At 32.4% G+C, this 7960-nt stretch carries 6 protein-coding genes and 1 pseudogene; 4 read left to right on the forward strand and 3 right to left on the reverse strand.

From position 1 onward, the window contains the following. Positions 1-200 (reverse strand): annotated as a pseudogene (locus tag ACIQZC_RS07510) (acyl-CoA carboxylase subunit beta); the annotation flags it as partial. A gap of 149 nt (positions 201-349) precedes the next feature. Here ACIQZC_RS07510 and ACIQZC_RS07515 point away from each other — a divergent pair. Next, a complete protein-coding gene (locus tag ACIQZC_RS07515) occupies positions 350-991 on the forward strand; it encodes a DUF47 domain-containing protein (protein ID WP_396138618.1) in 642 nt (213 codons plus the stop codon). Between the two features lie 19 nt (positions 992-1010). Beyond that, positions 1011-2342 carry an anion permease gene (locus tag ACIQZC_RS07520; RefSeq protein ID WP_396138619.1) on the forward strand — a complete coding sequence of 444 codons (1332 nt, stop codon included), beginning with the start codon at positions 1011-1013 and terminating at the stop codon, positions 2340-2342. A gap of 47 nt (positions 2343-2389) precedes the next feature. Here the strand turns inward: ACIQZC_RS07520 and prfB are convergent. Further along, positions 2390-3485, reverse strand: a protein-coding gene (gene prfB, locus ACIQZC_RS07525; RefSeq protein WP_396138620.1) for a peptide chain release factor 2 whose coding sequence is annotated in 2 segments (ribosomal slippage) — positions 2390-3424 and positions 3426-3485 — 1095 coding nt in all. Because the reading frame shifts where the segments join, the coding sequence is not laid out codon by codon here. Between the two features lie 152 nt (positions 3486-3637). Between prfB and ACIQZC_RS07530 the strand changes: the two genes are divergently transcribed. Further along, the gene (locus ACIQZC_RS07530; protein ID WP_396138621.1) at positions 3638-4666 is read left to right on the forward strand and encodes a threonine aldolase family protein; all 1029 of its coding nucleotides are present in this window, start codon (positions 3638-3640) and stop codon (positions 4664-4666) included. Positions 4667-4690: 24 nt separating this feature from the next. On the opposite strand, the gene ACIQZC_RS07535 is transcribed toward ACIQZC_RS07530, so the two are convergent. Beyond that, positions 4691-5503, reverse strand: coding sequence for an endonuclease/exonuclease/phosphatase family protein (locus ACIQZC_RS07535; RefSeq protein WP_396138622.1), 813 nt, complete (start codon positions 5501-5503; stop codon positions 4691-4693). A gap of 273 nt (positions 5504-5776) precedes the next feature. Between ACIQZC_RS07535 and ACIQZC_RS07540 the strand changes: the two genes are divergently transcribed. Then, positions 5777-7837, forward strand: coding sequence for a S9 family peptidase (locus tag ACIQZC_RS07540; RefSeq protein ID WP_396138623.1), 2061 nt, complete (start codon positions 5777-5779; stop codon positions 7835-7837). Positions 7838-7960 lie beyond the last annotated feature (123 nt).

Consider the following 7960-nt stretch of genomic DNA (forward strand, 5'->3'; position numbering starts at 1 on the left):
ACAAATGCACCAATTTCAATACTTTTTGATTTTTCATCTAACAAATAAGCAATTCGTTCACGAGCTGTCATTTTACCTTCAGCGTGTAATTTTTCAATTCGCTTGGTTCCTCCGCCTAACTTTACTTGAGCAAAGCGGTTTTTTAAATTGGAAAGTAATAACTTATTATGATCTTCGTTTTTGTTGAAATTGATGTCCATTTTGGATGAATTTTTATATCAGGGTAAAATTACGAAATTCAATATTAATATTAGCTCTTATTGATAATTTGATTTTTTTAAATTGATTATCATATTTAATGTTTAATTAACATTGAAAGATTAAATTTGCGTCATAAAATAAATATAAAATGACATTAAATAATATTTTTCAGTTTTTTGTTCCGAAAGACAAAAAGTTCTTTCCATTGTTTGAGCAAGCATCAGCAAATTTAATTTTATTAGCAGAAACACTTCATGAAGCAGTTAATGCTCCCAAAGACGAACGAGAAGATTATTTTAAAAAAATTGACGAATTAGAAGCTAATATTGAAGAAATTACCTATAATACAAATATAGAATTAAGCAAAAATTTTATCACGCCTTTTGACAGAGAAGACATTCATTCATTAATTAAATCTATGGAAGATGTCGCAGATTATATGCAAGGTGCTTCAAGTAGGATTAGATTATATCAAGTAGATAAAATTACAAAATCGATTCGTAAATTAACCGAAATCAATTTGGAAGCTTGTCAATTAATTGGTATTTCAATCATTGAATTAAAAAAAATGAATCATAAAATAATTAAGGAGACTTGCATAAAAATAAACAAATTAGAAAGTAAAGCGGATGTTGTTTTTGACAAAGCAGTTGCTGATATATTTGAAAATGAAAATGATGCAAAAAACATAATTAAATATAAAGAAGTTTTGTCTGCATTAGAGTCTGCTTCCGATAAATGTAAGAATGTTTCCAATATAATGGAGCAAATTTCTGTAAAACATTCATAATTGTTTAATAAAACTTATTATGGATTTTACATTATTACTCATCATCATATTTTTAGCATTAGTCTTTGACTACATTAATGGTTTCCATGATGCAGCAAATTCAATAGCAACAATTGTTGCAACAAAGGTATTAACTCCATTTCAAGCAGTGCTTTGGGCGGCATTTTTTAATTTTTTAGCTTATTGGGTATTTGGTTTTGGAGTTGCAGACACCGTTGCAAAAACTGCTCACACGAGTAGTATAGATTTGATAACAATTTTAGCGGGAGTTATAGCTGCTATTATTTGGAACATTATTACTTGGTTAAAGGGAATTCCATCTTCTTCTTCTCATACATTGATTGGCGGATTTGCCGGTGCTGCAATTGCACATGGTTTATCAAGTGTAACTGATCCTGAACATGCTGGTTTTAAAATTGTAAACTGGTTCAAAGCAGCTAAGGAAGGCGAGTTGGTTCCTTCTGGAGTTGTAATTGTAATCATATTTATCATTTTTGCTCCTTTATTAGGAATGATTATTTCCTATTTTATTTCATTGTGGTTGATGTATTCCTCTAAAAAGAATATATATCCAAAGTTATTTACACTTTTGTTTATGGCTTTAGTATCATGGTTTTTATATTCGGTAATGATTCCATTTGAAGAAATTAAAAAACCAAGATTTGAAAGTGAATTTTGGAGTGTTATTACAGAACCTCATAACATAAAATGGTTTTTAGTTGCCTTTATATTTTATAGTTTAGCTCTTTTTAATTTGTTTTTTAGTATTTTATCAACTGCAAAAGCGGAAGCTGTTTTAAAGAAAATGCAATTATTGTCTTCGGCAGCATTTAGTTTAGGACATGGAGGTAACGATTCTCAAAAAGTAATGGGTATTATTGCAGCAGCTGTTGCCGTTTATATTAAAACGAACCCAGATATTGATTTATCTGCGGGGTGGTTAGACCTAAACGTTGTTTTACCTTCAGATAAGGATGGTATTAAGATTGACGGTGTTATGCCTTCATGGATTCCATTAACTTGTTATACGGTAATTGCTTTAGGAACTTTAAGTGGTGGATGGAAAATTGTAAAAACGATGGGTTCTAAAATTACAAAAGTAACTGCTTTTGAAGGCGTTGTTGCAGAATCTGCAGGAGCTTTAACCTTGTTTACAACGGAGCATTTTAAAATTCCGGTATCAACTACACACACCATTACAGGTTCAATTATTGGAGTAGGAGTAACCAAAAGGGTTTCAGCTGTACGATGGGGAGTTACCGTTAAGTTATTGTGGGCCTGGATTTTAACCATTCCTGTATCTGCATTATTAGCAGCCTTAATTTACTTTTTATTAAAAATATTTATTTAATGATCATTTAATATATAAAAAAGAGGATATGAAAATATCCTCTTTTTTTATGTTTCTTTCTGTCCCATCATCATTAAATATCCTTTCAAAAATTTATCAATTTCACCATTCATAACGCCGTCCACATCGCTTGTTTCAACTCCAGATCGTACATCTTTAACCAGTTTATAGGGTTGCATTACATAGTTTCTAATTTGTGAACCCCATTCAATCTTCATCTTACCGGCCTCGATATCACTGCGTTGTGCTTGTTGTTTTTTTAACTCAATTTCGTATAACTGTGATTTCAACATTTGCATAGCCCGTTGTCTATTATCGTGTTGCGAACGCGTTTCTGAACATTGAATTTGAATACCAGTAGGTTTGTGAACCAATTGAACTTTGGTTTCCACTTTATTTACATTTTGACCCCCAGCACCACTTGAGCGGGCAGTTGTAATTTCAATATCGGCTGGATTGATTTCAATTTCGATAGTATCGTCAACTAATGGATATACGTATACTGATGCAAAAGAAGTATGGCGTTTTGCGTTACTATCAAAAGGAGAAATTCGGACCAAACGATGAACGCCGTTTTCACCCTTTAAATAACCAAAAGCAAAATCACCTTCAAATTCTAAAGTAACGGTTTTTATTCCCGCAACATCTCCTTCTTGAAAGTTTAATTCTTTGATTTTGTATCCTTGTTTTTCGCCCCACATCAAATACATTCGCATAAGCATAGAAGCCCAATCACAACTTTCGGTTCCACCAGCGCCAGCAGTAATTTGAAGTACAGCACTCATGCTATCTCCTTCATCGGAAAGCATGTTTCTAAATTCTAAATCTTCAATGTGATTGATGGTAATGTCATAATGCGCTTCAACTTCTTCTTCTGAAATAGCATCTTCTTTGAAGAAATCTAACATGATTTGAAGTTCTTCCACTTGCTCCATTCCTTTATTGTAATCTTCTACCCATTTCTTTTTAGAACGCAGGTTTCTGACTATGATTTCGGCTTCACGTGCGTTATTCCAAAAATCAGGGGCAAAGGTTTTTTCTTCCTCGTTAGTTATCTCAATCGTTTTGGCATCAATGTCAAAGATACCTCCTTAACGCACCAAGGCGATCAATAATATCTCTGACATGTTCTGTATTTATCATAAATATTGTAGTTTTGTTTTGAAAAGGAATGCCATAGCCCCGATAATAGTGGAAATCCTTTTTGTTTTTTATAAAAAAAATGAAAAGATTGAAACGTATAGCGGGAATTAGCTCCTAAAAATTTTATCAAAAATAAGGTATCTGATTGATATATGGAAATAAATTTAGTAAGTGACACGGTAACCAAGCCATCTGTAGAGATGTTAAATGTAATGTTTAATGCTAAAGTAGGCGATGATGTGTATAAGCAAGACCCTACAGTCAATGAGTTAGAGGAAACGTTGGCTGATTTGTTTGGGATGGAAGCGGCTTTATTTTTTCCTTCGGGAACGATGGCAAATCAAACGGCGATTAAATTGCATACTCAGCCTGGTGAACAAGTAATTTGTGATAAATATTCGCACATTTATCATTATGAAGGTGGAGGTGCTTCTTTTAATAGCGGCGTTTCGTGTTGTTTGGTTGATGGAAAACGTGGAATGATTACAGCCGATTTGGTAAAAAATGCTATTAACGATCCTGATTTTTATCATGCACCATTAACATCATTAGTAAGTATTGAGAATACAACCAATAAAGGTGGTGGCGCTTGCTATGATATTGAAACGTTACAAGCAATAAAGCAAATTTGCACCGAAAACAATTTGAAATATCATTTAGACGGCGCGCGTTTGTGGAATGCTTTAGTAGCTAAAAAACAACATCCGAAGCAATTTGGCGAGTTGTTTGACACGATTTCAGTTTGTTTGTCGAAAGGATTGGGTGCTCCTGTGGGTTCCATTTTATTGGGAACTAAGGAAGATATGAAAAGAGCATTACGTATTCGGAAAATATTTGGTGGCGGAATGCGTCAATCGGGCTATTTAGCGGCAGCTGGCTTATATGCTTTACAAAATAATTTAACTCGATTAGAGATTGATCATAGACGTGCTAGAGAGTTAGGCAGTTTGTTGGAAAAAATGCCTTGGGTTGCCAATGTAGAATCTGTGGAAACCAATATTTTGATTTTTGGATTGCAACCATCAGTTGATGAAAAGCTATTCATGGAAAAATTGAAACAAAAAGGAATTTTAATTAGTTCGATGGGGCACGGAAAGTTGCGTATTGTAACACATTTAGATTATAAAGAAGTCATGCACGAATATGTAATGGAAGTGTTTTCTAAATTGGAATTACTTTAATTGCAATCGAAAAAGAATAGAGGGTTATTTAAAAATTATAGTACACCAAATAGGCACGTGGTCTGATATTTTTCGAGCTTCTTTAACAGAAGAAAAGCTTTCATAAAAAGGAACAATTCCTTTTTGTGAAATTTTTATTTTCTGTTTGTCATAAAACAAATTATCATATTCAGAAGCCAAACAATCGTTTTGAATGCATTTCTGGCGTAAGCTGGTTTTTTGATTGACTAAAATAGGAGCGAAGCCATTGTTTTTTATCGGATTAAAAACGGTATGACTTTGCGGACAATTGAAATCACCCAAAAATATTAAGTTGAGTTTTGGATAATGTTTTGGAAAAAACTTAAAATATTTCAGTTCCGTTTCCGGTTTTTTCTTCTTTGGTACTGCATGAAAAGAAACTAAAGTAAAGGTATTTCCTTGGTAATCAAATGTTCCCATGAAAGGTTCTCGATCTATTTCATTTTCATAGTTTTGGTCAAGCCAACATTTTCCAATTTTTTTAACTTGTGCTGTTTTCCAGATAAATGCATAACGTTCTTGACTAGAAGGATTTTTGCTTGTAGTAGGATCACTTATTGTATAATCCCATTTTGAACCTTTTGTGTTTAAAATAGAAACCAATCGACTCACCGCTTGAGAACCTCCGTAACCCGCAACTACTTCCTGAACAGCAATTATATCATAGCTTTTTATTGCATTTGCCATAACTTCTAATTCGCTATTTGATTTAGACTTTCCTAAATTCATGATGTTCCAACTGCAAACCGATACTTGCGCAAAGGAGAAGTAGTTTAGAAAAAGGAAAATAACTAGTAATTTGGTTTTTTGAATCACAATTGTAGTTGTTAATTATTTAAACAGTTTCTTACTTTTTTGATCAATTAAAACAAAGTCTAAACGTTTTTTAGTTTCTTCAATATTTTGTTGGATTTCTTTTAATTTACCAATCATTTCCATAATATCTCCCAACATATCTTTTTTTATTCCAACAAAAATAGTAAATTAGCAATTAAATAAATAATTAAATAATTCATGAAAAAAATCACGTATTTCCTTTTTGGTTGTCTTATTTTTGCTCCTGTTTATAGTCAAGTAAATACAAATAAAATGTCTGATAAAATACAACCTCCTGTTGCTAAAATTGTTTCTAAAACTCTTGAAAAACACGAAGATAAAAGAATTGATAATTATTACTGGTTAAACGAAAGAGAAAACCCAGAAGTTATTGATTACTTAAATAAAGAAAACGAATATTACCAAAATTCAACTGCACATACCAAACCGTTGCAAGACGATTTGTTTATAGAAATGAAATCGCGCATTAAAGAGGATGATAGTTCGGTTCCATATTTATATAACGGTTATTATTACATTACTCGTTATGAAACGGGGAAAGATTATCCGATTTATTCTCGTAAGAAAGCAAGTTTAGAAGCGAAAGAAGAAATTATGTTCGATTGCAACGAAATGGCAAAAGGGCAATCTTATTTTAATCTATCGGGAATTAGTATTAGTGAAGATAACCAGTGGGCTGCATTTGGTGTAGACTTACTTTCTAGAAGACAATATACGATCCAAATTAAAAATTTAGAAACAGGTGAAATTCTTCCCGTAAAAATTGAAAATACTACTGGAGGTTCAACTTGGGCTAGTGATAATAAAACCTTATTTTATACTCGTAACGATATACAAACATTACGTTCGGATAAAATTTTCAAACACACTTTAGGTACTGATGCAAATGCTGATGTTATAGTTTTTCATGAAAAAGACGATACGTTTAATACATATGTTTACAAAGAAAAATCTAAGAAATATTTGGTAATTGGTTCGTCAAGCACCTTAACTTCTGAATATCAAATTTTAGAAGCTAAAAATCCAAATGGTGCATTTAGAATTTTCCAAAAAAGAACTCGTGGATTAGAGTATTCAATTTCGCATTATGGTGATAGTTTTTATATTGTTACCAATAAAGATAAAGCAACCAATTTTAAACTGATGAAGACTCCAGAAACAGCTACTTCGGCTGAAAATTGGACGGATTTGATTGGACATAGAAAAGATGTTTTATTAGAAGGTATCGATATTTTTAAAGATTATTTAGTGGTTGAAGAACGTTCAAATGGATTGAATAAAATTCAAATTCGACCTTGGAACGGAAAAGGTGAATACTATTTGCCTTTCGCCATTGAAACGTATACCGCTTCCACCACCACTAATATAGATTTTGATACTGAAATTTTACGTTATGGGTACCAATCTATGGCAACACCTTCTTCTGTAATTGACTTCAATATGCGAACGAAAGAGAAAAAAGTGTTGAAAGAGCAACAAGTTTTAGGAGGTAAATTTGATAAAAATAATTACATCGAAGAGCGAATTTGGGCAACCGCAACAGACGGAACTAAAGTGCCAATTTCTATCGTTTACCGAAAAGGAATTCAAAAAGATGGTAAAAATCCATTCTTATTATATGCTTATGGTTCTTATGGTGCCACTATGGATCCTTATTTTTCATCAACTCGTTTAAGTTTATTGGATAGAGGATTTATTTACGCCATTGCTCATATTAGAGGTGGTGAAGACTTAGGAAGAGAATGGTATGAAAACGGAAAATTATTAAAAAAGAAAAATACATTTACTGATTTTGTGGATTGTTCAAAATTTGTCATTGCAGAAAAATATACTTCTCCCGAACATCTTTATGCTGAAGGAGGTTCGGCCGGCGGATTATTAATGGGAGCAATCGTAAATATGGCTCCTGAATTATATAACGGAGTTATAGCACAAGTTCCTTTTGTCGATGTGATTACAACCATGTTAGACGACACAATTCCACTAACTACCGGAGAATATGATGAGTGGGGTAATCCAAATGAAAAGAAATATTACGATTATATGTTATCATATTCGCCTTATGATCAAGTGAAAGCACAAGCTTATCCAAATATGTATGTGTCAACTGGTTTGCATGATTCGCAAGTACAATATTGGGAACCTGCAAAATGGGTAGCAAAATTGCGAGTACTAAAAACAAATGATAAGCAATTATTTCTAGATACCAACATGGATGCGGGTCATGGTGGTGCTTCAGGAAGATTTGAAGCATTAAAGGAATTGGCAAAGGAATTTGCTTTTTTATTAGATTTAGAAAAAATTAAGAAGTAGTTAAACTTTTTTTGTTAAATTTGCAGAGATTTGAGGTAACTAATAATTACCCACCTCAGATAATTTATTTTTTATGAAACAAGAAATAAAAGCCTATAATAACGTGTTGGAATTAATTGGTAA

The organism is Flavobacterium sp. (assembly GCF_044338735.1).
Lineage (GTDB): Bacteria > Bacteroidota > Bacteroidia > Flavobacteriales > Flavobacteriaceae > Flavobacterium.

Excerpts from the sequence above, each read along its gene's own strand:
- ACIQZC_RS07515 (WP_396138618.1), top strand. The coding sequence starts at position 350 with ATGACATTAAATAATATTTTTCAGTTTTTTGTTCCGAAAGACAAAAAG.
- ACIQZC_RS07520 (WP_396138619.1), top strand. The coding sequence starts at position 1,011 with ATGGATTTTACATTATTACTCATCATCATATTTTTAGCATTAGTCTTT.
- ACIQZC_RS07530 (WP_396138621.1), top strand. The coding sequence starts at position 3,638 with ATGGAAATAAATTTAGTAAGTGACACGGTAACCAAGCCATCTGTAGAG.
- ACIQZC_RS07540 (WP_396138623.1), top strand. The coding sequence starts at position 5,777 with ATGTCTGATAAAATACAACCTCCTGTTGCTAAAATTGTTTCTAAAACT.